This is a genomic window from Nitratireductor soli, from assembly GCF_001050155.1.
Taxonomy (GTDB): Bacteria; Pseudomonadota; Alphaproteobacteria; order Rhizobiales; family Rhizobiaceae; genus Nitratireductor; species Nitratireductor soli.
The window spans coordinates 307692-333518 of sequence record NZ_LFVY01000002.1 but is presented as its reverse complement, the minus strand read 5'-3'; the positions used below and the strand labels follow the sequence as shown (position 1 = coordinate 333518).

The following is a 25827-nucleotide window of genomic DNA, read 5'->3' as shown; positions in this document are numbered from 1 at the left end:
AATCACAGTTCGAAGAGACAAGGATCCATGCCTGAACGCTCAATCCCCACACAACGTCGGTCTATTTACCGGCGACGATCCCCTTCAGCCGATACAGCGCTTCCAGCGCCTCGCGCGGCGTCAGTTCGTCCGGGTTGATCGTTGCCAGTTCCTCACCCAGCAGATCCGGCGCCTTCGCCTTTGCCGGCTCCTTCTTCATCGCCGCGGAGAACAGCGGCAGATCGTCGATCAGCTTCGACGCCTTGCCCGACACCTCGCCCTCCTCGAGCTGATGCAGCACCTCGCGGGCGCGCTCCACCACCGCATACGGCAGGCCGGCAAGCCTGGCCACCTGCACGCCGTAAGAGCGATCCGCCGCGCCGCGCCCGACCTCATGCAGGAACACCACATCGCCATCGAATTCCTTCACCCGCATGGTGACGTTGGCAAGCCGCGGCAGCTTCTCCGAAAGCGCCGTCATCTCGTGGAAATGGGTGGCGAACAGCGCCCGGCAGCGGTTCTGCTCGTGCAGATACTCGACCGCTGCCCAGGCGATCGACAGGCCGTCGAAGGTCGCCGTGCCGCGGCCGATCTCGTCGAGGATGACCAGCGCCCGCTCGCCCGCCTGGTTGAGGATCGCGGCGGTCTCGACCATTTCGACCATGAAGGTCGAGCGGCCGCGCGCCAGATCGTCGGACGCCCCGACGCGGGAAAACAGCCGGTCGACCACGCCGATGCGCGCCTGGGCCGCCGGAACGAAGGAGCCCATCTGCGCCATCACGACGATCAGCGCGTTCTGGCGCAGGAAGGTCGACTTACCGCCCATGTTCGGACCGGTGAGCAGCCAGATGGCGCCGGATTTCTCGTCCCCGACGGGCGATAGATCGCAATCATTGGCGACGAAGGGTTCGGCAAGCTGTTTGCGCAGCGCCTGTTCGACCACCGGGTGCCTGCCGCCCTCGACATGGAAATCCAGGCTTTCGTCGACCTGCGGGCGGCAATAATTTTCCGCCTCGGCAAGGGTGGCGAGCGCCGTCGACACGTCGACCATGGCAAGCGCGTCGGCCGCCGTACGGATCGCGGCGGCCGCACCGACCACCTCGTTCAGGAGCGCGTCGAACACCGCCAGTTCGATGGTCAGCGCGCGCGCCGCCGCATTGGCGATCTTGGTTTCCATCTCTGCCAGTTCCGTCGTCGTGAAGCGCATGGCATTGGCCATGGTCTGGCGATGGATGAAGCGGCCCTTGGCCTCGTCGGTGCCGTTCAATGCCAGGGCGTTGTTGGCCGTCACCTCGATGTAGTAGCCGAGTACGTTGTTGTGGCGGATTTTTAGGGAACGGATGCCGGTCTCGTCGATCAGGCTGCGCTCCATCGCGGCGATCACCCGGCGCGACTGGTCGCGCAGGGCGCGCATCTCGTCCAGCTCCGCGTTGTAGCCGGCACGCACGAAGCCGCCGTCGCGCTTGAGCAGCGGAAGCTCGTCGGCCAGCGCCCGCTCCAGATGGGCGGCGATCCCGTAGGGCAGCGCCCGCACCACATCGCGGATCGCCGCAATCTCGACCGGCAGTTTCGCCTCGCCGAACACATCGGCGATACCGGCGGCGGCCGAAAACCCCGCCGCCAACGCGCCCAGATCGCGCGGCCCGCCCCGGTTCAGCGCCAAGCGCGACAGGGCGCGGGCGAAATCGGGGACCCCCTTCAGGAGTTCGCGCACCGCCTCGCGCAAGACCGGCTCGGCGAGAAAGAAGGAGACCGCGTCCAGCCTCTCGCGAATATGCCCCGGGTCGGTCAGCGGCGACATCAGCCGCTCGGCCAAGAGCCGTTTTCCCGCACCCGTGACCGTGCGGTCGATCGCCTTCAGCAGGCTGCCTTCGCGGCTGCCCGACAGCGTGCGGGCCAGTTCCAGATTGGCGCGCGTCGCCGCGTCGATGAAGAGGCTTGCCCCCTCCTCGTCGCGTTCGGGGCGGCCGAGCGGCGGGCGTTCCGCCTTCTGCGTCTTCTCGACATAGGCGATGATGCCGGAGATGGCCGACAATTCGGCGCGCGAGAACTGGCCGAACCCCTCCAGCGTGGCGACTTCATAGAAGCGCGTCAGGCGCATCTCGGCAGAGGCCGAATCGAACAGATTGGCCGGCTGCAGACTTGCCGTCCTGCCGAGCGTGTCGAACACCGGGCGCAGCGATGCCTCATGATAGACCGGCTCGGCGACGATCAGTTCACGCGGGTCGATGCGCAATATGTCGGCCAAGAGCCGCTCGGCTCGTGTCGCGGCCACCCGGAAAGCGCCGGTGGAAATGTCGATCCAGGCAAGCGCCAGGTTCTCGCCATCGCCGCCCTTCACCCGGCCGAGCGCCATCAGGTAGTTGCTCTCGGCGGGATCGAGCAGCTTCTCCTCGGTGATGGTGCCGGGGGTGACAAGGCGGACGACGTCGCGCCGCACAACGGATTTGGAGCCGCGCTTCCTGGCTTCCGCCGGATCCTCCATCTGCTCGCAGACGGCGACGCGATGGCCAAGGCCGATCAGCTTCTGCAGGTAATCGTCGGCGGCATGCACCGGCACGCCGCACATGCGGATGTCCTCGCCCTGGTGCTTGCCGCGCTTGGTGAGCTGGATGCCGAGCGCGCGGCTTGCCACTTCCGCATCCTGGAAGAACAATTCGTAGAAATCGCCCATGCGATAGAACAGGAGCGAATCGGGATTGGCCGTCTTGATCTCGATATACTGCGCCATCATCGGCGTCGCGGCGGCGGCCTGCGTTTCGTGACGGCGCATCGGCGTTTCGTCGTTCAAGGAGAGCTCCCGGCCTGTTTGATTTCCTAGATCGCGATGACTTTGGATTGATTCAATCCAAAGTCATCGCGATCGCTTTCAATAAGTTAGAGCGGGATGCGGGCGGAAAACCGCTTCACACTTTTCCTCATCCCGCTCTAGTGGTGCGATCCTAACAGATGGTACCCATCTGTTAGGAGAAATCGCCCCAACAGATCAACAGCTTGTGGGCTGACTTGTCGAAACAGATGGGGACCATCTGTTTCGGCCAGACCACGAGGCTGAAAACAGCTTCAATCTGCTTGGCCATTTACTGGGCGAAAGTGTAGCGTTATGCACCGCTCACTTGCAAAACTCCACAGAAAGCACGCGCAGCGCCGATCCCGGGAGGAACGAGACAGCACCATGGCCGCCAAAGACAAGTCCGAACGACAGGGCCCTTCCGTCAGCCCGCAGGAAGCGCTGGATTTTCATTCCATGGGCCGGCCCGGCAAACTGGAGATCACCCCCACCAAACCGATGGCCACCCAGCGCGATCTGTCGCTTGCCTATTCGCCCGGCGTTGCCGTGCCGGTCCTGGCCATCGCCGAGGATCCGAGCCGCGCCTTCGACTACACGACGCGCGGCAACATGGTGGCGGTCATCTCCAACGGCACGGCGATCCTCGGCCTGGGCAATCTCGGCGCGCTGGCCTCGAAGCCGGTGATGGAGGGCAAGTCGGTGCTGTTCAAGCGCTTTGCCGATGTGGATTCGATCGATCTCGAAGTCGACACGGAAGACGCGGACGCCTTCGTCGATTGCGTCAAGCTGCTCGGCCCGTCCTTCGGCGGCATCAATCTGGAGGACATCAAGGCGCCGGAATGCTTCATCATCGAGAGCCGGCTGCGCGAACTGATGGACATTCCCGTCTTCCATGACGACCAGCACGGCACGGCGATCATCGCGGTGGCCGGCCTGATCAACGCGCTGCATCTGACCGGCCGCGACATGAAGACGGCGCGGCTCGTCTGCAACGGCGCGGGCGCGGCCGGCATCGCCTGCATCGAGCTTGCCAAGTCGCTCGGTTTCTCGCCGCAGAACGTCATCCTGTGCGACACCAAGGGCGTCGTCTACAAGGGCCGGCAGGAAGGCATGAACCAGTGGAAATCGGCGCATGCGGTGGAAACCAAACTGCGCACGCTGGCCGACGCGCTGGATGGGGCGGACATCGTCTTCGGCCTGTCTGCCAAGGGCGCCTTGACGCCGGCGATGATCCAGTCGATGGCCAAGGATCCGATCATCTTCGCCATGGCCAACCCCGATCCGGAGATCACGCCGGAGGAAGTGGCCGAGATCCGCACCGATGCGATCATGGCGACCGGCCGCTCGGATTATCCGAACCAGGTCAACAACGTGCTCGGCTTTCCCTATATCTTCCGCGGCGCGCTCGATGTGCGCGCCACCACCATCAATGACGCGATGAAGGTGGCGGCGGCCGAGGCGCTGGCAGCACTCGCCCGCCAGGACGTGCCCGACGACGTGGCGGCGGCCTATCAGGGCAACCGGCCGAAATACGGCCCCAACTACATCATTCCGGTGCCGTTCGACCCGCGGCTGATCTCGGCCATCCCGGTCGCGGTTGCCAAGGCGGCGATGGATTCCGGCGTCGCCCGGCGGCCGATCCTCGACATGGAGAAGTACGCCAACGAGCTTTCGGCCAGGCGTGATCCCATCGCCTCGACCCTGCAGCGCATCTATGACCGGGTGCGTCGCCAGCCGAAGCGTGTCGTCTTTGCCGAGGGCGAGGAAGAGCAGGTGATGCGTGCCGCCGCCTCCTATGCCAGCCAGAAGCTCGGCACGGCCATTCTTGTGGGCCGCGAGGAGCAGATCAAGGAAACGGCGCGCAATGCCGGCGTCGATTTGTCGAAGCCCGGCATCGAGATCATCAATGCCCGCCTGTCGCGGCGCAACGGCATCTATGCCGACTACCTCTATGAGCGGTTGCAGCGGAAGGGTTATCTGTTCCGCGACGCGCAGCGGCTGATCAACAACGATCGCAACCACTTCGCCGCCACCATGGTGGCGCTGGGCGATGCCGATGCGATGGTCAGCGGTGTGACGCGCAACTATTCGACCGTGCTCGACGATGTGCGCCGGGTGATCGACGCCAAGCCCGGGCACCGGGTGATCGGCGTGTCGCTGGCGCTGTGCCGTGGACGCACCGTGCTCGTCGCCGACACAGCCGTGCATGACATGCCGAACGCGGTGGAACTGGCCGACATCGCCGAGGAGGCGGCCGGCCAGGCGCGGCGCATGGGCTACGAGCCGCGCGTCGCCATGCTCGCCTACTCGACCTTCGGCCACCCGCCCGGCGAGCGCTCCGAGCGCGTCCAGGAAGCCGTCAAGATTCTCGACAAGCGACGCGTCGATTTCGAGTATGACGGCGAGATGGCGGCCGATGTGGCGCTCAACGCACGGCTGATGCAGCAATATCCGTTCTGCCGCCTGTCGGGACCGGCCAATGTCCTGGTCATGCCGGCGTTCCATTCGGCGTCGATCTCGACCAAGATGCTGCAGGAATTGGGCGGCTCGACCGTCATCGGACCGCTGCTCGTCGGCCTGAACAAGCCGGTGCAGATCGTTTCGCTCAACGCCAAGGATTCCGACATCGTCAACATGGCGGCCATCGCCGCATACAGCGCCGGGGCGTGAGGGCGGCGCCATCCACCAGGGCTCCCTTCCTCTCCCTACTTGTAGAGAGAGGGTGAGGGCAGCGCAGGCGCTTGGAGCATTTTGCAGTCAGGTGGAATCACCTGCCGTCCGCATAAATGCGGAAAAACAAAGAGATAGACCGGCTCAGCGTTTCATGGAAACGCTGAGCCGGTCTAGTCAGCCCTTGCCGCTCACGGTCACGCCGCGAAGCGTTCGGCGTCGGCGCCATAGTAGTTGATGTAGCGGTCGGAGATCGCCTCGACGGGGAGCACGACGAAGACGTCCGTGGTGCCGAAATCCCGGTCGATGACGCAGCCATCGCCGAAGCGCGCGCCCAACCTCAGATAGCCCTTTACCAGCGGCGGCATGGCCGTCAACGCCGAGCGCGCCTGGATGGCCTCCTTCGGCATCAGGTCCATCGGCGCGTAGCGGCTGGCCACGGCGCTCACACGCCAATCGCCCTCGGCCTGGCAGAAATGCCCGAGAAAGGACAGAGCCTCCGCATGGGCCGCCGGCACGACGCCGGGGAACGAGGCGCAGCCCATCATCACGTCGATGCGCATCCGGCGGCAATAGGCCCAGATGCCCTGCCACAACAGCTCGATCGTCCGTTTGGTGCGATAGGGCGGCAGGACGCAGGAGCGGCCAAGTTCCAGGAAACGTCGGCCCGAATGGCGGGCCATCAATCCCTCGATGGCGAACTCGTCCTGCGAATAGAACCGGCCCATGCGGCCGGCGCCCTCGGGCGGCAGCAGCCGGTACGTGCCGACGATGCGCTCGACATCATTGCCCGGAAGCGAGGTGTCGATGACGAGAAGGTGGTCGCAAACGCTGTCGAAACCATCGGTGTCACGATCCTGCGGTGCCCCTTCTGCCGAAGAGCGGGCGCCCATCTCGTCGAAGAAAACGCGAAAGCGAATCGTTTGCGCGGCGGCAATCTCATGCTCGTCGCGCGCCAACCGCACCTGCAGCGGGCCAATGCGCCCCAGCAGACCGCCATCGGCGGCTTCGCCTTGGTCGCCCGCAAGGGGCGGCTGGCCGCTGCTTTCATGGAAGCCGGTGTTTTCATGGAAGGCGGTGCTGTTCAGCGTCATGCCTTGCATTGCTGATTCTCCTCCGCATCACGTTGACGCCGGAATAGTGGTCAGTTGCGACAGAACTATGACACTACCGTCGCAGGCTGCGAGCGGCAAGCTCGCCGTCAAGCGGCGGTGTGAATTTCCAGAGCGGCGAGAAGCTTGTCGGGATCGACCGGCTTGGTGACGAACCCATTGGCCCCGTGGGCCAGAACCCCATGCCGGGTTTTTTCCTGTCCATCGGCCGACAGAACGAGGATCGGAACCGGGGCGAGGCCCGTCTCCTCCTCATGCCGGCGGATGGCGTTGATAGCGTCGAGACCGTCCATCACCGGCATATGCAAATCCATCAGGACGACGTCGTAGCGCTTGCCGGCGTTGCTCACCGCCTCCACCGCGGCGCGTCCGTTCGACACCAGTTCGACCTGATGCCCGGCCTTGGTGAGAGCGGCGCGCGCCAGCATGGCGTTGATCTCGTTGTCCTCGGCGACCAGCACCCGCAGACCGGCTTTGCCGCTGCATGGCAGCGCCTGCTGGCCGGTGGCGGTCTCATGCGCCTCGCCGACCGGCCCGGCGATCTCGCCATGTTCGCTCAAAAGTTGCCGCAGCAACGTCTTGCCGCGCACAGGACGCGCCAGGAAGGCGCCATAGCCGCTGGCACGGAATGCCGCCAGGCGGCCGCGCTCCGACGGCGTGATCAGGGTCAATGCGCGGCCAGCGCCGACGCCCGACTGATGCAGGCGGGTGATCAGGCCGCCATCGTCGGATTCCAGGGCGGCATCGATCAGCACCGTATCGAACGGTTTGCCGGCTTCTTCAGCCAGACGTGCCACATCCTCGGCGTTGGCGGCGATTTCGGCGCGTCCGCCATAGACGCGGATCGTCAGAGCGATGGTCTCGGCCTCCTCGACATGCGGCGACAGGATGACTGCGTTCACATGCGCGAGGATCGGTTCAATCCTTACTGCTTCCGAGGCATCGTCGAGCGGCAGCAACACGGCAAACTCCGACCCCTCGCCGGGCGTGCTGGCGACGGTGATCGAGCCCTGCATCGCATCGACGATGCGCTTGGTGATGGCGAGGCCGAGGCCGGCGCCGCCATGCCGCCGCGTCGAACTGCCGTCAACCTGCTCGAAATCCTTGAAGATGCGGGCGATGTCGTCCTTTTCCAGGCCCGGTCCCGAATCGGCCACGGCAATGCACAGCGCCGGCACGCCATTCTTCTCGCCGCGCGTCAGCGAAACGGCCACGCCGCCCTGATCGGTGAATTTCACCGCATTGCCCAGGAGATTGAGCAAGACCTGCCGCAACCGGCCCGGGTCGGCGGTGATCGTTGCCGGCACGTCGGGCGCGATGTAGCAGCCGAGGCCGATCTCCTTGGCGAATGCGCGCGCCGCCAGGAGCTCGACGACATTCTCGGCCATATCGTGCACGGATATCGTCTGCGGCTCGAGTTCCAGCCGCCCGGCCTCGATCTTCGAATAGTCGAGCAGGTCCTCGATCAGCGCCACCAGCGCACTGGCCGATGTGGAGACGGCGCCGACATAGGTGCGCTGCTCGGGGGTCAGCTTCGTGTCGGCCAGCAGTGTCGCCATGCCCATGATGCCGTTCATCGGCGTGCGGATCTCGTGGCTGACAGTCGCCAGGAAACTGGATTTGGCGCGGCTTGCCTGCTCGGCGCGTTCGCGCGCGTTGATCAGCGCCGTCTCCGCCCGCTTGCGGGCGGTGATGTCGCGGGCGATGGCGCGGTGCGACACGGATCCGGCCTTTTCGTCGCGGACTGAATGCTCGATCCAGGAATACCAGCGCATGCCGTTGCGCGTGTGGATCGCCACATCGGTCGAGCTCAGGCATTCGCCACCGGAGAACGCGGCGTCGGGCACCAGGCCGATGTCGATGCCGAGCTGGCTGAGCGTGCGGCCGACAAGCGTATCGGGGTTGCGGTCGAGAAGTTCGGCGAAGATGCGGTTCACATAGACGACCCGCCCGTTGCGGTCGCGGTGGACGATCAGATCGCCAAGCGCGTCGACGAGGCCGTGGAAGCGCTCTTCGCTTTCGCGCAACTCCCACATGCGGTCGGCCAGATCCTCGAGTTCGCCCCGGCTGTCGGCTTCCTTGCGCGCCAGGGCGGAAACAAGGAGGCGGTCGGCGGCGGCCGCGCGCAGGGCGACGGCCAGGCCGACGGCACCGAGGCCCGCCAGGAAAACGCTGATCAGCGGGGCTGCGCCGGTCAGATGGGCAAGGCCGGCGATCAGCATGACGGCAATGCCGACAATCATCTCGGTGTAGCGGCGCGGCGGATGCACCAGTTGCGGCGCCAGCGCCGGCGGATCGATGCGCAGCCGCGCGGCGCGCGGCGCATTCGGTGCGGCCGCCCCTTCGACACCCCTGTCCAGACTATGCTTTTCCGCCACCTTCATCGGCAGAACAGTAATGGACGAGCATTACAGAAGCTTTTGGCGGGTCCTTCGAATTTTAACGATCGCCGGAAGGCTGTCTGCTCCAGTCGCATTCATGCGACGTCAGACAAGTCCGCCCGACTGAAAACGCTCTACGGCATTTCGACCACGACGCGGCCACGTATCCTGCCTTCGACGATGTCCGTGGCGGCCGCAATCACGCCCTTGAAGGGCACCAGGGTCGAAAGCGCGGCAAGCTTGGCATGATCGAGTTCCGTTGCAATGCGCCGCCAGGCCTCCAACCGCAGTTCCTTCGGCGCCATCACCGAATCGATGCCGAGCAGCGAGACGCCGCGCAGGATGAACGGTGCGACGCTTGCCGGCAGGTCCATGCCCTGGGCCAGACCGCAGGCCGCCACCGCCCCGCCATAGGAGGTCATCGACAGGACATTGGCCAGGGTGTGGCTGCCCACGGCGTCGATGCCACCGGCCCAGCGTTCCTTGCCGAGCGGTTTGCCAGGGTTCGACAGCTCGTCGCGGGCGATGATCTCGGCCGCTCCCAGATCCTTCAGATAGTCGGCCTCGGCCGGACGGCCGGTCGAGGCGATGACGTGATGGCCGAGGCCGGCCAGAAGCGCTATGGCGACCGAGCCGACGCCGCCGGCCGCCCCCGTGACGACGACCGGTCCGCGCGCCGGGGTGATGCCGTGGCGCTCCAGCGCCATGACGCACAGCATGGCGGTGTAGCCGGCGGTGCCGACCGCCATCGCGTCGCGGGCGCTCATGCCTTCCGGCAGCGGTACCAGCCACTCGCCCCTGACCCGCGCGCGGGCGGCATAGGCGCCAAAATGGGTCTCGCCGACGCCCCAGCCATTGAGGATGACGTGATCGCCCTCCTTCCAGTCCGGGTGGCTCGAACGGGTGACCGTACCGGCAAAATCGATGCCGGGAACAAGCGGGAAGCGGCGCACGACCGGCGCCTTGCCGGTGATCGCCAGCCCGTCCTTGTAATTGACCGTGGTCGCCTCGACGGCGACGGTGACGTCGCCCTCCATCAGGTCGTCCTCGGTCAGTTCGACCATGTCGACGGACTGGTTCTTGTCCTCGTCGCGGGAAATCAGAACCGCTTGAAACCTATCCGTCATCGCACACTCCGGCTTGCCATTGAAAAGACCGGCTGAACTTTGCGGCGGCAGGGACGCGCGGTCAATCCGTCTGCTTGCCGCGTGCGGCGCGCGCGCGCCGCCAGTCGAGCAGTTCATCGAGGATAACCAGCCCTGCTCCGAGGGTGATGAAGACATCCGCCAGGTTGAAGATGGCGAACGACCAGACCGGCGTGTGGAAATAGATGTAGTCGGTGACGAAGCCGTTGGTCAGCCGGTCGATCAGGTTGCCGAAAGCCCCCCCCAGAATGAGGGCGAAGCCGAGCCGCGCCCAGAACTGGGCAGCGCCCGTGCGCATGGCCAGATAACCGATGAAGATGATGACCGCCGCCATGACGAGGCTCAGGCCGATGCCGCTCATTCCGGAGAACATCGAGAAGGCGATGCCGGTGTTGCGCGCGTGCAAGAGCGCCAGGAACGGCAGAACGTCGATTTTCTCGTGCAGCGGCAGCGTTGTTTCGACCAGTTCCTTGATGAGTTGGTCGGCCAGCGCGAAGACCAGCGTCAAAAGGCCATACAACCCGATCGTGCGCAGGCTCATGACCGGCTCCTGTCTTCGAGCGGCAGCGCGTCACGGCGGATCTCATAGAGCATCACGCCGGTGGCGACCGCCAGGTTGAGGGAATCGGCGCGGCCTGCCTGGGGAATCCGCACCAGTGCATCGCAAGCCGACGCCAGGCTTTCCGGCAGACCCTGCTGCTCGTTGCCCATCATGAGCAATATCGCCCCCTGCCGATAATCGACCGCGCGGTAATCGACCGAGCCTTCCAGATGCGTGCCGATCATGCGGCCGGCGAACCCCTTCCGCCAGGCCAGGAAAGCATCGAGGCCGGCGCGGACGATCGGCACGGCGAAGATCGATCCCATGGTGGCGCGTACGGTCTCGATGGAAAATGGATCTGTACAGTCGCCGACCAGGATGACGCCCTTGGCGCCGACCGCATCGGCGGTGCGCAGAATGGTGCCGAGATTGCCCGGGTCGCGCACCCGGTCCAGCGCCACCCAGACATCTCCTTTGGCCGGCTTAACCGCATCGAGTGGCAAGGTCTTCTGCTCGAAGACACCGACGACCATCTGCGGGTTGTCGCGTCGCGTCACGGCCGACAGCACCTTTTCACTGACCACCAGCACCAGGCCGCCGGCGGCGACCGTGCGGGCGGCAAGCTTTTCCACCGCCTCATTGCCGCGCCCCGCCTTGGCGTAGAGCAGCGTGCGGATGGTCCAGCCGGCCTCGAAGGCGTCGATGATCAGCTTCAGACCCTCGGTCATGAAGAGATGCTCGCGGTCGCGGTATTTCTTCAGCGCCAGGGCGCGGATGTCCTTGATGACCGGATTGGTCAGGCTGGTGACTTCCTTCACCTGCCCCGGCGCGCGCCGCTCCCTGTCATGGCCGCTCATGGGGCCACCCAGCGCGAGAACAGCGAGGTCGACAGCGCCCGGCCCGCCGATCGCTCGCGAATGACGAGTTCGCCCGATTCCACGCAGCCGCCCATGCCGGCGAAGGTGTCGCGCATCAGCGCATGAATGGCGAAGAAGGAGGCGCGGATCGAATAGGCCGTCAGCACCACGGCAAGCGGCTTCGGCGTCAGGATGGAGCGGCACAGGCCGGCAAGATAGGGCAGGTCATCGAACAATTGCCACACCTCGCCTTTCGGTCCCCGACCATAGGCCGGCGGGTCGAACAGGACGATGTCATAGGCGTTGCCGCGCCGTTCCTCGCGCTCGGCGAATTTCACGGCGTCCTCGCAGATCCAACGGATCGGCTTGTTGGTCAAGTCGGCCATTTCCTGGTTCTCGCGCGCCCAGCCGATCGCCTTTTTCGAGGCGTCCACATGGGTCACCTCGGCGCCGGCGCGGGCGGCGACCAGCGAGGCGAGGCCCGTATAGCCGAACAGGTTCAGGACCTTCACCGGGCGTCCCGCGCCGCGCACCAGCGTCTCCATGTGCGACCAATGTGTCGCCTGCTCGGGAAACACGCCGACATGGCGAAACGAGGTGAAGCGGCCGAGATAATCGATCCCGTCATGGCGCATCGGCCAGGTCTCGCCCAGCACCTCCCTGGGGAAGCGCCAGCGGCCCATGCCTTCTTCGTCCGTATCGCCCGTGAAGACGGCGTCCGCCGTGTCCCATTCGGCGGGTCCGAGCGCCGGCTGCCAGATGGCCTGGCCTTCCGGCCGGACGATGCGATAGGGGCCGTATTGCTCGAGCTTCCGCCCAGCGCCGGAATCAATCAGCGCGTAGTCGTCATTGGGCAGCACTTCGAGGATGACCGGCAAGCGCTCATCGGGAAGTTTTCCCGCACCGCGCGGTGGCGCGGGGCGAGAGACAGCTTCGGCCTGCCGCTGCGGCTTCTCACGCGGCTCGGATGATTTTCGGGGTTCGCGCCGGTCATTCCGGTGCTTGGCGCGCGCAGGCTTCAATGGGCTCTCCGGGTCTCCGCCAGTCCGGCATCCCAGTCCGGCATCATTGCCCGCGCTTCTGCCACAGGCATCGCCGGCAGGCAACTGGAGCGCCGTGCGTCCATTTGGACGCTACACAAGGGCGCTCCAACACGTTACATCCATGGAATCAATTCCGGCCATGCCGCTCATAAACGGCAATGCCGGCCGCCAGGTCCTCGATCGCCGCACCGACGGATTTGAACAGGGTGATCTCGTCGTCGCTCGTGCGGCCCGGCTTTTCACCACGCGTCAGCTCGTAGAAATCTGCCTTGATGTCCTCTTCCTTCAAGGCACCGGATTGCAGCGCCTGCACGATGTCGCCGGCTTCCTTCACTGCGGCGGCCCGCGTGTCGACGAACACGGAGGCGCGCGAAACGGCAGCGTCGTCGCTTTCGCGCATCGACGGCGTGAAGGCGCCGATGAGATCGACATGCACGCCCGGCTTCAAGGCAGCGCCACGCACCAGCGGCACGGTCGACAAGGTGGCGCAGGAGACGATGTCGGCATCTCCGACAGCCTGGTCGAGATCGTCAGCCACGGCCGCATCCATGCCTTCGGCGCGCAGCAGGGCCGCAACCTTCTCGGCGTTTTCGGGCGAACGGTTCCAGATGCGCGCCGTGCGGATCGGCCGGACCGCCGCGTGGGTGCGCGCCAGCAGCGGCGCCAGCGCGCCGGCGCCGACGATCAGCAGGCGCGAGGCATCCTGTCGCGCCAGATAGGACGCGGCGAGCCCGGAAGCGCAGGCCGTGCGCCAAACGGTGAGGCTCTGACCGTCGATCAGCGCCAACGGCTCCCCCGTCCTGCCGTTCATCAGCAGATAGACCGCCATCACCGCCGGCTTGCCAATCGCATTGTTGTCCGGTGAGACCGTGGCGATCTTGACGCCGACATAGCCGTTCTCACCGGTGGAAAGCGTGGCGAAATCGCTCCAGGCCGGCATCAGCAGCAGCGTCGAATCGCTGCCTTCGGGCCGTTCAACCGTGTGATGATGACGCACGGGCTGCACGGCACCCTTGCGGAACGCCTCGCGCAGCGTCTCCACCAGGCCCGCATGGTCCAGGCAGGCATCGACTTGCGCGGCAGAGATTGTCAGCATCGGTGATCGCCGTCGTTTGGTTGGGTATCAGGGTTTGTGCGGGAGTTGCGGCGCGCCGCCGGCGCGGATGGTCGTCTCGCGCAGCTTGTCGACTTCCTTCTTGCGCTCGCGGGCGATGCGGCGGTAGCGCCCCTGCCGCAACCAGGTGGCGAGACTGCCGAGGATCAGGCCGAGCCCAAGTGCTGCAAACAGGTAGATGAACAACGGCCATTCAACGGTTAGCGCCGGATTGCCAGGATTGAAAGGGTCGAGCGTGAAAAGCGCGGCACCCCGGTTGGCGACCGCCAGAGCGATGATGATCACCGCCAACGGCACAAGAACGAGGACAAGAAGAATGCGGTTGGCCATGAGGTGCCCATTGCTGGATGTGGTCATCCCGGAAGGGATGCTGGAGTGCTTCCAGGTTTCTCCACGTCACGGAGATGCTCTTTTTGGCTTTTGCGCAGTTCCGGAGGGAAAACCGGTTCCCACTTTTCCTGGAATTGCTTTACTTCTCGATGTTGAGCCGCTCGCGCAATTCCTTGCCAGTCTTGAAGAATGGCACCCATTTCTCCTCGACCTCGACCGATTCGCCGGTGCGCGGGTTGCGCCCGACGCGGGCGGGTCGGTTCTTGACCGAGAAGGCGCCAAACCCTCTCAGTTCGACGCGATTGCCGTCGGCTAACGCATCCGAGATTTCCTCGAAGATCGCGTTGACGATGTTTTCCACGTCACGCAGGTAAAGATGCGGGTTGCGATTGGCGATCGTTTGCACGAGCTCTGACTTGATCATGGATTCTTTTCCGCCGCTGGATTGGACTTGTTCCCGTCGCCCTGCATGCCTGGCACCAAGATGATTTTGCTTGGTTTTTCAGTGAGGCAATTTGTTTTTTTCAGGTTGCCAGACCGACAGCAGACCGTCAAGGAACATACGGTCAGCACCGAGCTCGCGCAGGATTTCGACGGCGCTCGTCGGCGTTCCCAGGAAGCGCGACGCCATCTCGGGCAGGAAGAAACTTCCGCCGATCTGCCTTTTCTTCCACTCGACGACCTCGAGATTCTCGCCTACGCCCTTTGAAACCAACCAGGCCTTCGCCTCGCGTTCGCCGCCCAGTTCATCGACCAGCTTGTGCTCGGCAGCCTGGCGACCGGTGAACACCGCGCCGTCGGCCAATTTCAGCACCTCCTGGCGCGACAGGGGGCGACGCTCGGTCACCAGGTCGACGAACCAGTCGTAGCTGTCGAGGATCACCGAACGGATCATCGCCCGTTCCTCATCCGTCGTCGGATTGAACGGCGAAGGCTCCGCCTTGAGCGGCGAGGATTTGATCTCTTCAAGCTTGATGCCGAGCTTTTCCATCAGCCCCGTCACGTCGGGAAACTGGAACAGGACGCCGATCGAGCCGACGATGGAGGATTGCCGGGCGACGATGTGATCCGTGGCGCTGGCGATCATGTAGCCGGCGGAGGCCGCCAGCGTGCCGACCTGTGCCACCACCGGCTTCTCGCCGGCCAGCCGCCGGATCTCCTCATAGATCGCCTCGCCGCCGGCGGTCGTGCCGCCGGGCGAATCGACCGTGACGATGACGCCTTTCACCGAGGGCGCCTTGCGGATGCGGTCGAGCCGATCCAGCAATTCATCGTCCTCGAGAATGGTGCCGGTGATCTTCACCTGGGCAATATGATCGGAGGCGATGCCGGCCGAATCGCCGAGCAGGCTGCGGGTGGCGAAGGCGATGGCAAGCACGACGACGGCGAGCGCCACCACGCGCCAGAATGTCAGCTTGCGTCTGAGACGCCGCCGGTCGATCAGATCATCCGCTCGAATGGACATGTCCGCCTCGCTTGCAACGGGAATGATGCTGGTGTCCTGCCCCAACCAAACCGGTGGGTTCGGCTGGGAAAAGCAGGCCACTAAATTATTGAAACTAGGGCAATTTTACTTCAATTGAAATGAATGCAGAGCCTTCATTTCAATTGAAGCGTTGCACTAGTGAACCAGCGCCTTTTAGTCGAAACGATGTTTAGGGGCTACCGCCTTTGTGCAAGAATCGGCCGCCACCCGCCGCGCGCGGGGAAAATGCCGGCCGAAGCATGGGAAACTGCGCCTAAATCATTGTCGTTAATCCAAAAATAGCCATATTGGGGTGGAATTCAAAAATTGAGGGCGTACCGAGGGCCTGGAATTTTCCAGCCATGCATATCAGGTTTATCGTCGGCGAATGTTCGCTGGCGTCATGGGCTTTGTGTTTTCAAACAGGCACGACGCTGATTTTGTCCATCGCGTGTTCGATCAGGTCTCATGATGGCGCCCGGCCCCGAGTTAGCGGAACAGCAGTATGAGTGAGCCAATCACTAGTGAAGCCAAGGCGCGCAATGACGACGCCCGGCGGCACGCGATCCACGGCAGCGAGCGCGGCGCCGACGCATTCGCGCGCGCCACGCGCCACTCGCACCGGGTGCGGTTGCTGAAATTCCTGCTGCCGCTGTCGGCGGTTGCCCTCACCGTGGCTTTCCTGGGTTATTCCTTCCTCTCGTCGGTGCCGCGTGGCGCGGTCGATCTGGCGACGGCTTCGATCGAGGGCGGCTCGCTGGTGATGTCCAGCCCGGAGCTGAACGGTTTCACCAGCGACGATCTGCCCTACAAGATGACGGCGGAACGCGCCCGGCAGAAGATCGGCGGCGAGGATATCATCGAGTTGGAAGGCATTCGTGCGCGCGTGCCGGTCGACAAGGAGAATTTCGCCACCATCGAAGCGGCCGACGGTGTCTACAACCGTGGGGAAAACAGGCTGGATATCGACAGCCGTATCTCGCTGAAAACGACTTCGGGCATCACCGCGATCCTCGAATCGGCGCAGATCGACATCGGGGGCAGCAGTCTCGAAACGTCGAAACCGGTCGAGATCGAGCTTGACGGAACGCGCATTGCAGCCGATTCATTCGCCGCAAGCGACGGTGGAAAAGTGTTCGTGTTCGACAAGCGCGTGCGCGTGACAATCGATCCTTCGCAGGTTCGCCAGACGGCGAAGACCACGGAACAGACGACCACCCAGGGGAATTGAGGGGAATACAATGCGCATCAACCGGCTCTCCCGGCTGTTTTTCGGACTGGGGCTTCTGGTGAGCCTGCCAGCCGCCGCATTCGCCCAGGACGCACAGAGCCGCCTTACCGGGCTGCAGCTTTCCGGCGACGAGCCGATCCAGATCGAGAGCGACAGGCTGGAAGTGCGCGAGGGCGAGAACGTCGCCGTCTTTTCGGGCAATGTCTCGGTGGTGCAGGGGCAGACCCTGCTCAAATCCGGCAAGATGACCGTCTACTATGTCAACGACGGCGGCTCGGCGGCCACCGGCAGCGCCAATATCGACCGGCTCGAGGTGGACGGCAACGTTTATCTGAAATCCGAAACGCAGGTGGCGACCGGCGACCGCGGCACGTTCGACATGAAGACCGAGGTGCTTGAGCTGTCGGGCAAGGAGGTCGTGCTGTCGGAAGGCGAGAATGTCATCGTCGGCTGCAAGCTGACCGTGCAGATGAAGAGCGGCCTGGCCAAGCTCGATGGCTGCAAGGGCGGCAATTCCGCCGGCCGCGTCAAGATGCTGCTGACGCCTGGCTCCCAGAACAAGCGGTAGGCAGTCTTGATCTCCCGAAAACGCAAGCAGCCAACCGGAAAGCCGGCCGCCGAGAACCCGGCGAACGGCACGGCGGCCGGCAATGGCCGCAACTACAAGGGCACGCTGATCGCCCGTGGCCTGACCAAGGCCTACAAGGGCCGTCAGGTGGTCAGCGGCGTCTCCATCGGCGTGCGCGCCGGCGAGGCTGTCGGCCTGCTCGGGCCGAACGGCGCCGGCAAGACCACCTGTTTCTACATGGTCACCGGCCTGGTGCCCGTCGACAAGGGCACGATCCACATCGACGGCCACGACGTGACGTCGATGCCGATGTACCGCCGCGCACGGCTCGGCATCGGCTATCTCCCGCAGGAGGCCTCGATCTTTCGCGGCCTGAGCGTCGAGCAGAACATCCGCGCCATCCTCGAAGTGGTCGAACCGAACCGCAAGGAGCGCGACAAGAACCTCGATGCGCTGCTTGAGGAATTCAACATCAGCCATCTGCGCAAATCGCCCTCCGTCGCCCTTTCGGGCGGCGAGCGGCGGCGTCTGGAGATCGCCCGGGCGCTTGCCAGCCGGCCGAACTTCATGCTGCTGGACGAGCCGTTCGCCGGCATCGATCCGATCGCCGTCACCGATATCCAGCAATTGGTGCGCCACCTGACCGCGCGCGGCATCGGCGTGTTGATCACCGATCACAACGTGCGCGAGACGCTGGGCCTGATTGACCGCGCCTACATCATCCACGCCGGCCAGGTGCTGACCCATGGTCGCCCCGACGACATCGTCGGCAATGCCGATGTGCGCCGCCTCTATCTCGGTGAAGGTTTTACCCTTTAGCGAGCAGAAAGCGCCCGCACCGGGCATTCCCTGGCAAGTCGCCGGTAACGGTTTTCCCTCATAGCGCTTGACAAGCAAAAGTCGGGCCAATTGAATCCAGCCCCGTCCCGGCAATGTCTGCCGGGCAGAGAAGGGGCGCTTATCGATGGTGCTTGCACCGAAACTCCACCTGCGTCAGACACAATCATTGGTCATGACGCCGCAATTGCTGCAGTCGATCCGGCTGCTGCAGATGACGCATCTGGAGCTGGCGCATTTTCTCGACGCCGAGATCGAGCGCAATCCCCTGCTGGAGCGCGGGGAGGACGGCGCCGGTGAATGGCGCGACGGCGAAACACAAAGTGAAGCCCGGGACAGTTCCGATGGAGAAGACCGGGGCAACAACACCGCCGAGGCAATCTCCGACAAGCTCGATGCCTCGCTGGAAAACCTGTTCCCCGACGATCCCGGCACCCATGACCGGATCGGCCCCGACTTGTCGGCGCAGTGGAAATCCGCCGGCGGCAACGGGCTGCAGGCGGCCGGCAGCGGCTCCTACGACCTGGAGGGCACGACGGCGGCGGCGCGCACCTTGCGCGACCATGTCAACGAACAGATCGCCCTGGCGTTCACCGACCCGGCGGATCTTCTGATGGCGCATGAGCTTGCCGAAGGGCTCGATGAGGCAGGCTACATGCTGGCCGATCTCGATGAGATCGCCGACCGTATCGGCGCACGCCGCACAGCACTGGAAGCCGTGCTTGCGACCTGCCAGACCTTCGATCCGCCGGGGCTCTTCGCCCGCGGGCTGGCCGAATGCCTCGCCCTGCAACTGATCGCCCGCGACCGCTACGACCCGGCAATGCGGGCGATGATCGACAATCTCGATCTCCTGGCCAAGCGCGACTTTCAGGCCCTTGGCCGCCTGTGCGGCGTCGATGCGGAGGATCTGGCCGACATGCTGGCGGAAATCCGCACGCTCGACCCGAAGCCCGGCATGATGTTTTCCACCGGTACAGCCGATCCGATCGTGCCGGACGTGATCGTCAAGGCGGCGAGCGATGGCGGCTGGGCGATCGAGCTGAACCCGGAAACGCTGCCGCGCGTGCTGGTCAACGAACCCTATTATGCGCGGATAGCGGCGCAGACGCGCGACGCCGACCGCCAATTCCTGTCGGAATGCCTGCAGAACGCCAACTGGCTGACACGCAGCCTCGACCAGCGCGCCAAGACGATCCTCAAGGTCGCTTCGGAAATCGTCCGCCAGCAGGATGCTTTCCTCGTCGGCGGCGTCAGCCATTTGCGGCCGCTCAACCTGCGCACCGTGGCCGACGCCATCGGCATGCATGAATCGACCGTCAGCCGGGTAACGGTCAACAAATACATCATGACGCCGCGCGGCACGTTCGAACTGCGCTATTTCTTCTCCTCGGCGCTGGCATCGGCGTCCGGCGGCGAAGCGCATTCGTCCGAAGCGGTGCGCGGGCGCATCCGCCAGTTGATCGACGATGAACGGCCGGAGGCGGTGCTGTCGGACGATTCACTTGTGGATATCCTGCACGGCGAAGGCATCGACATCGCCCGACGCACCGTCGCCAAGTACCGGGAAGCGCTCAACATTCCATCTTCGGTACAACGCCGGCGCGAGAAGAAGATGCTGGCCGCGGCCTCCGGTGGCGGACGCAGCGCGGCGTGAGCAGTTCCCTCCGTCGATTGACAAGCACAGGCTAAGCCACTAGAAGCCCGCCCGCATGGAGCTTTGGGCCCGAGATGGCTTTGACGGTTGTCCAACGCGCTGAACATCGGAAAAGGAAAACGCGGCCGAAACGAACATCACAATCCGCCGCGGCACCTTGTACATGCAAGCCACACGTATAAACTCACACCGTTCGATGTCTGATCAGGAAAGGTCTGTTTTCAGATGAGCTTACGCATTTCCGGGAAGCACATGGACATCGGCGAGACATTCCGCTCGCGCATCGAGGAGCGGATCGGCGAAGCTGTCGACAAGTACTTCGACGGCGGGTTTGCCGGTCGCGTGACTGTCGAGAAGGCAGGATCCCGCTATTCCGCCGATTGCATGGTTCACCTCGACACGGGAATGGTGCTGCAGGGGACCGGCGAGGCGCAGGATCCGCAGTTCGCTTTCGATGCCGCCGCCGAGCGGATCGAGAAGCGGCTGCGCCGCTACAAGCGCCGGCTGAAGTCCCACAGTCCCGCCCAGGGCATCAATCCGATGGACATCGCCTATCGCGTGATGGCGGCCGTCGCCGACGAGGAGGATGAAGTACCGGAGGATTACGCGCCGACGGTGGTCGCCGAATCGAAGATGGCGCTCAGCACGATGTCCGTTGCTTCCGCCGTCATGGAGCTAGACACCAAGGACAATCCGGTTTTCGTCTTCCGCAACGCCGCAAACAACGAAGTGAACATCGTTTACCGGCGCGCCGATGGCAATATTGGCTGGATCGACCCTTCGGCGGTAGCGCACGCATAGGTTCCGAGCCGAGTCAGGGCCGGCCCGGCGTCGGCGACCAGACAAGAGCAGAGGATGCATAGACATGGATCTGAGCGATCTGATCGAGCCAAAGGCGATCGTGCCGGCTTTGAAAGCGAATTCCAAGAAGCAGCTCCTGCAGCTTCTCGCCGAGAAGGCGGCCGGCGTCACCGGCCTGCCTGAACGGGAAATCTTCGACACCATCCTGCAACGCGAGCGGCTGGGGTCCACCGGGGTCGGCAACGGCATCGCCATTCCACACGGCAAACTGCCGGGCATCGAGCGCATCACCGGCATTTTCGCGCGCCTCGAAACGCCAGTCGATTTCGAAGCCATCGACGACCAGCCGGTCGATCTCATCTTCCTGCTCCTGGCGCCTGAAGGCGCCGGCGCCGATCATCTGAAGGCCCTTTCGCGCATTGCCCGCGTGCTGCGCGACGCCGACACGATGGCCAAGATTCGCGGCACGAAGGATGCCGCCGCAATCCACAGCTTCCTCGCTGAAACCCCGGCTTCCAACGCCGCCTGAACGGGTATCCGCGAGTGCATTTTGCAGTCAGGTGGAATCACCTGACGTCCGCATAAATGCGGAAAAACAATGAGATAGACCGGTTCTGTGTTTCTATGAAACGCTGAACCGGTCTAGGCCTGCACGGCCTCCTGCGCGATGGCGATCTCTATCGTCGAGAAGGGTGCGGCCGGATCATTGCCGCGCCTGATGTGCATGCGGCGATTGGCCAGGTCCATTGCAATCGTGCAGATTGTGCCCTTGCGGCCGAGAAACCCTGAGCTTTCCGTATAGGGCGCCAGGATGGCGTGCTGCGGGTGCTGCCGGTCCGACAACACGTCCTTGAGGCGGGCGAGGCTCGCCGGCGTGCCCGGAGCGGTGAGTGCCTGGATGCGCGACAGGCGCGCCGTTGAATTCTCCAGAAGCTCGGCATCGACCGGCGCGGTGCAGGTCAGGTAGTGATTGGTGTGCGTCGTGGCATTGGCGCCCGCCTCCAGGCGGCGGGCGCTATCGCCTTCGAACTCGATGTTGATGCCGCGTCCATCACTGCCGGCGATGAGGAGATTGAGCGAGCGCCCGACACCGGCCCGCCGCAGGACATCCTCCACCGCATCCCAGGAACGGGCGTCCAGCAAAGCGCGTAGCAGGACATGCGACGGCACGCCCAGCGTGGGCTTCGGCGTCGGCAGGAAGTTGAGGCAGACGGCGAAACCCGCATCGTTGAGGCCGATCTTCGCCAGGATGCCGGGTTCCGTCATGGTCAGGAAGCGTCGGCCTTCTTCATCCTCGGCGCGAATCAGGACCACCAGCGCCTCGAGCGGCTCGGCCCAATCCCAGTTCTGCCCGACATAGGGCGTGCCGGTGTAATGGACCGCCGTGCATTCGGCGGCGGACAGCGCCGACAGGAGCTCGCTGCGTGCGTTGAGCGCGTAGAGCCAACGCGGGTCCATGTCGACGCCGGCCGCCATGCCGTCGATTTCATCGCATAAGCGCTCATCGAAAGCGGCAATCCCGGCCCGATAGCGATCGGCAACGGCAAGGATTTCCGAATCAGGCCGGGCGAAATAGGACTGATAGATCAAGACTGTCCGGGCGATGCGGTCGGCGAAAGCACTGCCGATCTGTTCGCCACGTTGGCGGGGCGTTCCCCGGACGTCGAGAAGAGGAAATTCCGCGTTGATGCTGGCCATGGCTTGCTCCCGGACAGGATGCCGCGTCATTTGCGGCGTTCATCCGTCCTCGGCGCGATGGCGGAAACTGTCAAGGCCCAGCATCCGGGCCTTGACTGACCAGAAACATGAGCTGCGGGCTGGGCGTTACCCGCCCGGCCCATAGCCCGTTCAATGCAGGCTGACCGTCTCCAGGTCGTTCTGGAACGCGCCCGCCAGGGCCGCATCGCGCGCGTCGGCGAGCAGGATCGGCTGACCGTTGGCGGCGAACAGCGCCCATAAACGCGTGCCCGGCGTCAAATCCGGCATGCCTGGGAACTTGCCCTGCAAATCCTCGGCATCCATTTCGCGCATGTAAGCGACAGCGCCCTCGCCGATATGGGCGAGCTGCTGCTGGGTAATCGCAATCTTTTGCTCGTGCTCGGTCATGTCAGCCTCCTTAACGCGGGTGTTTCACCTGGAAACCTGCCCGCTGAAGAGCCCAAGGTTCCGGCCGGGTCAGCCCGGCCGGTTTCCTCCCGAATAAGACCAGTATGTCAGTCTTTCACGGAAATGTTTATTTTTTGTACCAGCCGTTCCGGCTCGGGCCGGTCGAGGTCGATGGACAAGAGGCCGTTCTTCAGGTCGGCGCAAATGACCCGCATGCCTTCGGCCAGCACGAAAATGCGCTGGAACTGGCGGGCGGCAATGCCGCGATGCAGATATTCGCGCTCGCCTTCCTCGCCTTGCCGGCCGCGTATGACGAGCTGGTTTTCCTCGGTCGTCACATCCAGGTCTTCGCAGCTGAAGCCTGCCACGGCAAGCGTGATCCTGAGGGTCTCGCCGCGGCCTTCCTCGGCGCGGATCCGCTCGATGTTGTAGGGCGGGTAGCCATCGCCCGATTTGGCGATCCGCTCGAGCGTCTTTTCCATACTGTCGAACCCGAGAAGGAGCGGATTCGAAAAGGGCGTCATACGCGTCATTTTCATGTGTCCTCAAAGAGCGACGTGGATAGAAGGAAACCCGTGCGGCATTCCCTTCGACTTCTCTGATATGGTTGCTGACAATACCTGTTTCAAGCATTTCGGGGGCCACCGCATGACGGCAGCGCGCAAGATAATCATCGACACGGATCCGGGCCAGGATGACGCAATGGCCATACTCCTGGCGCTTGCCAGCCCCGAGCTGGAGGTGGTCGGCATCACTGCCGTCGCCGGCAATGTGCCCCTGGCGCTGACCGAGAAGAATGCGCGCAAGATCTGCGAATTGGCCGGCCGACCGGAAATCAAGGTCTTTGCCGGCGCCACGCGACCATTGATGCGCGACCTGGTGACGGCGGAGAATGTGCATGGCCGCACCGGGCTCGACGGACCGGACCTGCCGGAGCCGCAAATGAAGCTGCAGGAGCAATATGCGGTCGATTTCATCGTCGAAACGCTGATGGCGCACGATGACGATGAGATCACGCTGTGCCCGCTCGGTCCGCTCACCAACATCGCGCTGGCGCTGATCCGCGAGCCGCGTATCGCGCCGCGTATTCGCGAGATCGTGCTGATGGGTGGCGGTTTCTTCGAAGGCGGCAATGTCACGCCGACGGCCGAGTTCAACATCTATGTCGATCCGCACGCCGCAGATGTGGTGCTGCGCTCGGGCGTGCCGATCGTCATGATGCCGCTCGACGTGACCCACAAGGCACTGACGACCCGCAAGCGCGTCGATGCGCTGCGCGCATTGGGCACCCCGGTTTGTCTGGCTGCCGCCCAACTGCTCGATTTCTTCGAACGTTTCGACGAGGAAAAATACGGCACCGATGGCGGGCCGCTGCACGATCCCTGCGTCATCGCCTATCTGTTGCAGCCGGGACTTTTCCGGGGACGCACCTGCAACGTCACCGTCGAGACCGGTTCGGAACTGACCATGGGCATGACCGTCGTGGACTGGTGGCGGGTGACCGAGCGGCCGCAGAACGCGCTGGTCATGCGCGATATCGACGATGACGGCTTCTTCGAGCTCCTGATCGAACGGCTGGCGCGGCTCTAGTCTACGCGTCCTTGCAGCGCCTACCGCGTCCGCGAGAGGGCGATCCACAGCCCGCCGCCCATCAGGAACCCGCCGCCGATGCGGGCGATCTGGCGCATGCGGCGCGGCGTCAGTCGCTGGCCGATGCGGCCCGAGGCAATGGCGTAGCCGCCGTCGGAAACGGCCGAGAACATCAGCGCGGTGGCGCCCATGATGGCGATCTGCGCCGCGTGGCCGGCGGTGGGCTCGATGAATTGCGGCAGCAGCGCGCCGAAGAACAGGAGCTGCTTGGGATTGCCCATCGAGACCAGGAAACCCTGCATGAAGAAGCCGCTGCGCGGTGCGCTCCTTTGCGCGCCGTCGTCGACCGCCGCACCGCTGGCGCGAATCATTTTCCAGCCGAGCCAGCAGAGATAGGCCGCGCCCAGCAGCTTGACCCATTCGAACCAATGGCCCGCCATCTCGATCAGCGAGGTCAGGCCGATGCCGGCAATGGCGATCATGATCGTCAGGGAAACGAGCGTGCCGGCCACATTGAGGAGCCCGGCGCGCACGCCGTGGCGCATGCCATTGGCGACGATCAGCATGTTGGTCGGGCCGGGAACCACCGTCGCCACCAGGCAGACGATGACGAAGGCGGTGTAGGTCTCAAGCGACATCGGCTTCTCCTCCAGAGGCCATAGAATGCATGGCGCCGCGCCTGCGTCCAGCCCCTCAGGCAAGCGCGGCGTCAATCTCCGCCGCGAAGGGAATGGCGGGCTGCGCACCCGGCTTCAGGCAGGCCAGCGCACCCGCCGCCGCCGCGCGGCGCAACGCGCCTTCCAGTCCAAGGCCATCGGCCAGGCCGGCGGCCAGATAGCCGCAGAACGTATCGCCGGCGCCAACCGTGTCCACAGGCTCTATGTCGATTGTCGGGACGGTCACGAAGGCTTCCGGCGTCGCCGCCCAGGCTCCCTCCGGGCCGAGCGTGACGATCACCGTACGGCCGGTCTTCCGGGCGAAGTCGCGCATGCGGGCGCGCCGGTCCGCGCCCTCGAGCAGAAGGGCATCTGCATAGAGATCGAACTCCGTCTCGTTGGCGATGATGCAATCCGCCCTGGCGAGAAGGGCAGCCGCTTCCGGACGATAAGGCGCGGTGTTGAGCAGCGAGAGCGCCCCTGCTGCGGTTGCCGCATCCAGCGCCGCCTCCACCGTGGCGATGGGGATTTCGAGCTGCAGGAGCAGATGGTCTCCCCTGGCGAGACCTGCATCCGCCACACGCTCGGGCAAGACATCCGCGTTGGCGCCCGGCACGATTGCGATGGTGTTTTCGCCGGCGCGGTCGACCAGGATGTGCGCCGTGCCGGTGGCGCTTTGCGCCTTGTGGACCGCCGAAAGGTCGACCCCGCCATCCTTCAGCAGCAGCAAAGCCTGATCGGCGAAGGGATCGCTGCCTGCCGCGCCGATCATGCGCGTCCTGGCGCCCGCCCGCCTTGCGGCCAGCGCCTGGTTGGCGCCCTTGCCGCCCGGCGCCGTGACGAAGGTGTCGCCCGGCACCGTCTCGCCCGGCTTCGGCAGGCGCTCGACGGTGGCGATCAGGTCGAGATTGATGGAACCGATAACGATGATCAAGGCAGTCTCCCACGCTGTT

24 protein-coding genes are annotated in these 25827 nt (G+C 64.5%); 8 read left to right on the top strand and 16 right to left on the bottom strand.

From position 1 onward, the window contains the following. Positions 1–61: 61 nt before the first annotated feature. Positions 62–2752 (bottom strand): DNA mismatch repair protein MutS, encoded by a 2691-nt coding sequence (gene mutS / locus AB843_RS04020; protein WP_048645531.1) that lies wholly within the window; start codon positions 2750–2752, stop codon positions 62–64. A 402-nt stretch (positions 2753–3154) separates the two neighbouring features. On the opposite strand from mutS, the gene AB843_RS04015 reads away from it, so the two are divergent. Beyond that, positions 3155–5440 carry an NADP-dependent malic enzyme gene (locus AB843_RS04015; RefSeq protein WP_048645494.1) on the top strand — a complete coding sequence of 762 codons (2286 nt, stop codon included), beginning with the start codon at positions 3155–3157 and terminating at the stop codon, positions 5438–5440. A 197-nt stretch (positions 5441–5637) separates the two neighbouring features. Here the strand turns inward: AB843_RS04015 and olsB are convergent, their stop codons facing one another. From olsB to sppA, 10 genes are all read right to left on the bottom strand, one after another. Beyond that, the gene (gene olsB, locus AB843_RS04010) at positions 5638–6543 is read right to left on the bottom strand and encodes a l-ornithine N(alpha)-acyltransferase (protein WP_082143636.1); all 906 of its coding nucleotides are present in this window, start codon (positions 6541–6543) and stop codon (positions 5638–5640) included. Between the two features lie 98 nt (positions 6544–6641). Beyond that, positions 6642–8936 (bottom strand): PAS domain-containing hybrid sensor histidine kinase/response regulator, encoded by a 2295-nt coding sequence (locus AB843_RS04005; protein ID WP_048645493.1) that lies wholly within the window; start codon positions 8934–8936, stop codon positions 6642–6644. 131 nt (positions 8937–9067) lie between these two features. After that, positions 9068–10060, bottom strand: coding sequence for an acrylyl-CoA reductase (NADPH) (gene acuI, locus AB843_RS04000; protein ID WP_048645492.1), 993 nt, complete (start codon positions 10058–10060; stop codon positions 9068–9070). A gap of 61 nt (positions 10061–10121) precedes the next feature. Further along, entirely contained in the window at positions 10122–10619 is a 498-nt protein-coding gene (lspA, locus tag AB843_RS03995; RefSeq protein WP_048645491.1) for a signal peptidase II, read from the bottom strand. Further along, positions 10616–11476, bottom strand: a complete 861-nt coding sequence (locus AB843_RS03990; RefSeq protein WP_048645490.1) for a TrmH family RNA methyltransferase — start codon at positions 11474–11476, stop codon at positions 10616–10618. The genes lspA and AB843_RS03990 overlap by 4 nt, the downstream gene beginning before the upstream one ends. Further along, positions 11473–12498: an RsmD family RNA methyltransferase gene (locus tag AB843_RS03985; RefSeq protein WP_048645489.1), complete on the bottom strand. Its 1026-nt coding sequence runs from the start codon at positions 12496–12498 to the stop codon at positions 11473–11475. The genes AB843_RS03990 and AB843_RS03985 overlap by 4 nt, the downstream gene beginning before the upstream one ends. 148 nt (positions 12499–12646) lie before the next feature. After that, on the bottom strand, positions 12647–13615 hold the full coding sequence (lhpI, locus tag AB843_RS03980) for a bifunctional Delta(1)-pyrroline-2-carboxylate/Delta(1)-piperideine-2-carboxylate reductase (RefSeq protein ID WP_048645488.1): 969 nt from the start codon (positions 13613–13615) through the stop codon (positions 12647–12649). 27 nt (positions 13616–13642) lie between these two features. Next, positions 13643–13963, bottom strand: coding sequence for a lipopolysaccharide assembly protein LapA domain-containing protein (locus AB843_RS03975; protein ID WP_048645487.1), 321 nt, complete (start codon positions 13961–13963; stop codon positions 13643–13645). 139 nt (positions 13964–14102) lie between these two features. Beyond that, positions 14103–14387: an integration host factor subunit beta gene (locus AB843_RS03970; RefSeq protein WP_048645486.1), complete on the bottom strand. Its 285-nt coding sequence runs from the start codon at positions 14385–14387 to the stop codon at positions 14103–14105. A 78-nt stretch (positions 14388–14465) separates the two neighbouring features. Continuing rightward, positions 14466–15428 carry a signal peptide peptidase SppA gene (sppA, locus tag AB843_RS03965; protein WP_048645529.1) on the bottom strand — a complete coding sequence of 321 codons (963 nt, stop codon included), beginning with the start codon at positions 15426–15428 and terminating at the stop codon, positions 14466–14468. 505 nt (positions 15429–15933) lie between these two features. On the opposite strand from sppA, the gene lptC reads away from it, so the two are divergent. From lptC to ptsN, 6 genes are all read left to right on the top strand, one after another. Next, on the top strand, positions 15934–16659 hold the full coding sequence (gene lptC / locus AB843_RS03960; RefSeq protein WP_048645485.1) for an LPS export ABC transporter periplasmic protein LptC: 726 nt from the start codon (positions 15934–15936) through the stop codon (positions 16657–16659). Positions 16660–16669: 10 nt separating this feature from the next. Beyond that, positions 16670–17227, top strand: a complete 558-nt coding sequence (locus AB843_RS03955; protein ID WP_048645484.1) for an LptA/OstA family protein — start codon at positions 16670–16672, stop codon at positions 17225–17227. Between the two features lie 6 nt (positions 17228–17233). Next, the gene (gene lptB, locus AB843_RS03950) at positions 17234–18046 is read left to right on the top strand and encodes an LPS export ABC transporter ATP-binding protein (RefSeq protein WP_048645483.1); all 813 of its coding nucleotides are present in this window, start codon (positions 17234–17236) and stop codon (positions 18044–18046) included. A gap of 145 nt (positions 18047–18191) precedes the next feature. After that, on the top strand, positions 18192–19721 hold the full coding sequence (rpoN, locus tag AB843_RS03945; protein WP_048645482.1) for an RNA polymerase factor sigma-54: 1530 nt from the start codon (positions 18192–18194) through the stop codon (positions 19719–19721). 225 nt (positions 19722–19946) lie between these two features. Beyond that, entirely contained in the window at positions 19947–20522 is a 576-nt protein-coding gene (gene hpf / locus AB843_RS03940; RefSeq protein WP_048645481.1) for a ribosome hibernation-promoting factor, HPF/YfiA family, read from the top strand. 64 nt (positions 20523–20586) lie between these two features. Next, positions 20587–21051 (top strand): PTS IIA-like nitrogen regulatory protein PtsN, encoded by a 465-nt coding sequence (gene ptsN, locus AB843_RS03935; protein WP_048645480.1) that lies wholly within the window; start codon positions 20587–20589, stop codon positions 21049–21051. 113 nt (positions 21052–21164) lie between these two features. On the opposite strand, the gene AB843_RS03930 is transcribed toward ptsN, so the two are convergent. The 3 genes from AB843_RS03930 to AB843_RS03920 form a co-directional block, all read right to left on the bottom strand. Next, positions 21165–22220 carry a C45 family autoproteolytic acyltransferase/hydrolase gene (locus AB843_RS03930; RefSeq protein WP_048645479.1) on the bottom strand — a complete coding sequence of 352 codons (1056 nt, stop codon included), beginning with the start codon at positions 22218–22220 and terminating at the stop codon, positions 21165–21167. A gap of 150 nt (positions 22221–22370) precedes the next feature. Then, entirely contained in the window at positions 22371–22628 is a 258-nt protein-coding gene (locus AB843_RS03925; RefSeq protein ID WP_048645478.1) for a BQ00720 family protein, read from the bottom strand. Between the two features lie 107 nt (positions 22629–22735). Beyond that, positions 22736–23161 carry an Hsp20 family protein gene (locus tag AB843_RS03920; protein WP_048645528.1) on the bottom strand — a complete coding sequence of 142 codons (426 nt, stop codon included), beginning with the start codon at positions 23159–23161 and terminating at the stop codon, positions 22736–22738. Between the two features lie 115 nt (positions 23162–23276). Here AB843_RS03920 and AB843_RS03915 point away from each other — a divergent pair, with 115 nt between their 5' ends. Continuing rightward, positions 23277–24218: a nucleoside hydrolase gene (locus AB843_RS03915; RefSeq protein ID WP_048645527.1), complete on the top strand. Its 942-nt coding sequence runs from the start codon at positions 23277–23279 to the stop codon at positions 24216–24218. A gap of 20 nt (positions 24219–24238) precedes the next feature. On the opposite strand, the gene AB843_RS03910 is transcribed toward AB843_RS03915, so the two are convergent. Together AB843_RS03910 and AB843_RS03905 are read right to left on the bottom strand one after the other, a co-directional pair. Further along, a complete protein-coding gene (locus tag AB843_RS03910; protein ID WP_048645477.1) occupies positions 24239–24856 on the bottom strand; it encodes a LysE family translocator in 618 nt (205 codons plus the stop codon). 55 nt (positions 24857–24911) lie between these two features. Further along, positions 24912–25808 carry a ribokinase gene (locus tag AB843_RS03905; RefSeq protein WP_048645476.1) on the bottom strand — a complete coding sequence of 299 codons (897 nt, stop codon included), beginning with the start codon at positions 25806–25808 and terminating at the stop codon, positions 24912–24914. Between the last annotated feature and the right edge of the window lie 19 nt (positions 25809–25827).

Excerpts from the sequence above, each read along its gene's own strand:
- mutS (WP_048645531.1), bottom strand. The coding sequence starts at position 2,752 with ATGCGCCGTCACGAAACGCAGGCCGCCGCCGCGACGCCGATGATGGCG.
- AB843_RS04015 (WP_048645494.1), top strand. The coding sequence starts at position 3,155 with ATGGCCGCCAAAGACAAGTCCGAACGACAGGGCCCTTCCGTCAGCCCG.
- olsB (WP_082143636.1), bottom strand. The coding sequence starts at position 6,543 with ATGCAAGGCATGACGCTGAACAGCACCGCCTTCCATGAAAACACCGGC.
- AB843_RS04005 (WP_048645493.1), bottom strand. The coding sequence starts at position 8,936 with ATGAAGGTGGCGGAAAAGCATAGTCTGGACAGGGGTGTCGAAGGGGCG.
- acuI (WP_048645492.1), bottom strand. The coding sequence starts at position 10,060 with ATGACGGATAGGTTTCAAGCGGTTCTGATTTCCCGCGACGAGGACAAG.
- lspA (WP_048645491.1), bottom strand. The coding sequence starts at position 10,619 with ATGAGCCTGCGCACGATCGGGTTGTATGGCCTTTTGACGCTGGTCTTC.
- AB843_RS03990 (WP_048645490.1), bottom strand. The coding sequence starts at position 11,476 with ATGAGCGGCCATGACAGGGAGCGGCGCGCGCCGGGGCAGGTGAAGGAA.
- lhpI (WP_048645488.1), bottom strand. The coding sequence starts at position 13,615 with ATGCTGACAATCTCTGCCGCGCAAGTCGATGCCTGCCTGGACCATGCG.
- AB843_RS03975 (WP_048645487.1), bottom strand. The coding sequence starts at position 13,963 with ATGGCCAACCGCATTCTTCTTGTCCTCGTTCTTGTGCCGTTGGCGGTG.
- AB843_RS03970 (WP_048645486.1), bottom strand. The coding sequence starts at position 14,387 with ATGATCAAGTCAGAGCTCGTGCAAACGATCGCCAATCGCAACCCGCAT.
- sppA (WP_048645529.1), bottom strand. The coding sequence starts at position 15,428 with ATGTCCATTCGAGCGGATGATCTGATCGACCGGCGGCGTCTCAGACGC.
- lptC (WP_048645485.1), top strand. The coding sequence starts at position 15,934 with ATGAGTGAGCCAATCACTAGTGAAGCCAAGGCGCGCAATGACGACGCC.
- AB843_RS03955 (WP_048645484.1), top strand. The coding sequence starts at position 16,670 with ATGCGCATCAACCGGCTCTCCCGGCTGTTTTTCGGACTGGGGCTTCTG.
- rpoN (WP_048645482.1), top strand. The coding sequence starts at position 18,192 with ATGGTGCTTGCACCGAAACTCCACCTGCGTCAGACACAATCATTGGTC.
- hpf (WP_048645481.1), top strand. The coding sequence starts at position 19,947 with ATGAGCTTACGCATTTCCGGGAAGCACATGGACATCGGCGAGACATTC.
- ptsN (WP_048645480.1), top strand. The coding sequence starts at position 20,587 with ATGGATCTGAGCGATCTGATCGAGCCAAAGGCGATCGTGCCGGCTTTG.
- AB843_RS03930 (WP_048645479.1), bottom strand. The coding sequence starts at position 22,220 with ATGGCCAGCATCAACGCGGAATTTCCTCTTCTCGACGTCCGGGGAACG.
- AB843_RS03925 (WP_048645478.1), bottom strand. The coding sequence starts at position 22,628 with ATGACCGAGCACGAGCAAAAGATTGCGATTACCCAGCAGCAGCTCGCC.
- AB843_RS03920 (WP_048645528.1), bottom strand. The coding sequence starts at position 23,161 with ATGACGCGTATGACGCCCTTTTCGAATCCGCTCCTTCTCGGGTTCGAC.
- AB843_RS03915 (WP_048645527.1), top strand. The coding sequence starts at position 23,277 with ATGACGGCAGCGCGCAAGATAATCATCGACACGGATCCGGGCCAGGAT.
- AB843_RS03910 (WP_048645477.1), bottom strand. The coding sequence starts at position 24,856 with ATGTCGCTTGAGACCTACACCGCCTTCGTCATCGTCTGCCTGGTGGCG.